The sequence below is a fragment of the Mycobacterium sp. TH-M15 genome (assembly GCF_057473705.1).
In genome coordinates, this window is sequence record NZ_JBYCLB010000266.1 from 1 (window position 1) to 1,707 (window position 1,707).

2 protein-coding genes are annotated in these 1,707 nt (G+C 71.7%); both read left to right on the forward strand.

Annotated elements, in window-relative coordinates; all coding sequences use genetic code 11:
* The first annotated feature begins 8 nt into the window (after positions 1 to 8).
* Positions 9 to 1,358, forward strand: coding sequence for an MFS transporter (locus AC2VNT_RS06320; RefSeq protein ID WP_486946042.1), 1,350 nt, complete (start codon positions 9 to 11; stop codon positions 1,356 to 1,358).
* A 100-nt stretch (positions 1,359 to 1,458) separates the two neighbouring features.
* The coding region (locus tag AC2VNT_RS06325; protein ID WP_486946041.1) for a citrate/2-methylcitrate synthase at positions 1,459 to 1,707 on the forward strand (249 nt) is incomplete at its 3' end.

Below are 1,707 nucleotides of genomic sequence, written 5' to 3' on the forward strand. Positions count from 1 at the left end.
GCAGCCCGGTGAGGCTGCTCGCCGACACCACCCCGCTGCGCAGCCGCGACTTCCGGCGGCTGTGGCTGGCCGGCATCCCCACCGTCATCGGGGCGAACCTGACCATCTTCGCCGTGCCGGTGCAGATCTACGCGCTCACCCGCAACTCGGCGTACGTCGGGCTGGCCGGCGTGTTCGCCCTGGTGCCGCTGATCGTCTTCGGCCTGCTGGGTGGTGCCTGGGCGGATGCGATGGACCGCCGGACGCTGCTGGTCATCGCCTCCTGCGGGCTGGGCCTGGCGTCGCTGCTGCTGTGGGTGCAGGCCGCGGCCGCAGTCAATGACGTGTGGGTGGTGCTGGGCCTGCTCGCGGTGCAGCAGGGTTTTTACGCGGTCAACGCGCCGACCCGCTCGGCGGCGATCCCCCGGATGGTGGCCGGCGGGGATCTGCCGGCCGCCAACTCGCTGAACATGACCGTCTTCCAGTTCGGGGCGATCGTCGGCCCGCTGCTCGCGGGTCTGCTGCTGGGCTTCGTCGACCTGCCCACGCTGTACCTGATCGACGCCGTGACCTGCATCTTCCCCATCTGGGCGACGGTGCGGCTCAACCCGATGCCGCCGGCCGGATCGGCGGCCACCGGTCCGTCGCGGTTCGGGGTGCCCGCGGTGCTGGACGGCTTCCGCTACCTGGCCGGCAACACCGTCGTGCTGATGTCGTTCGTGGTGGATCTGATCGCGATGATCCTGGGCATGCCGCGGGCGCTGTTCCCGCAGATCGCCCACGACAGCTTCGGTGGGCCGATCGACGGCGGCACCACGATGGGCCTGTTGGCCGCGTCGATGTCCGCGGGTGCCGTCGCCGGCGGGGTGTTCTCCGGCTGGCTGCCCCGGGTCCGGCGCCAGGGTCTGGTGATCGTGGTGGCGATCCTGATCTGGGGTGCCGCCATGGTCGGGTTCGGCGTCGCGATCGGCCAGGCGGGCGGTCGCACCGGCCCGGTGCTCTGGCTGGCGCTGGCGTTCCTGGCCGTCGGTGGCACCGCGGACATGGTCTCGGCGGCGTTCCGGTCGACGATCCTGCAGGAAGCGGCCTCCGACGAGATGCGCGGCCGGCTGCAGGGGGTGTTCGTCGTGGTGGTAGCCGGCGGCCCCCGGCTGGCCGACGCGCTGCACGGGGCGGCTGGGGCGGCTGTCGGAACCGCCGTCGCGGCGGGCGGCGGCGGGGCGCTGGTTGTGGCCGGCGTGCTGGCCGCGACGCTCGCGGCCCCGGCATTCATCCGTTATCGCAGGCCAGAAGCGGTTCGGGGGCGCCGCGGAATGGCCCCGGACAGCGTCTCCGCCGGGGACGACGCGCGCCGACCGGCCCGTCCGGACGGTCGATGAGTGCCCCGAGCGGGTGCGCCGCGCCGATACCGACTACGTTCAGTTGAGACACGCCCATTACGACCCGGCCCGGCAGGGCCAACAGCGCAAAGGGGTTCTTGTGGCCGCAACCGACGACACCGCGACTCTCCGGTACCCGGGGGGTGAGGTAGAGCTGCCGATCGTGCATGCCACCGAGGGATCCGACGGCATCGATATCGGCTCGCTGCTCGGCAAGACCGGGCACACCACCTTCGACAACGGCTACGCCAACACCGCGCCGGTCAAAAGTGCGATCACCTACATCGACGGCGACGCCGGGATCCTGCGTTACCGTGGCTACCCGATCGAGCAGCTCGCCGAGAAGTCG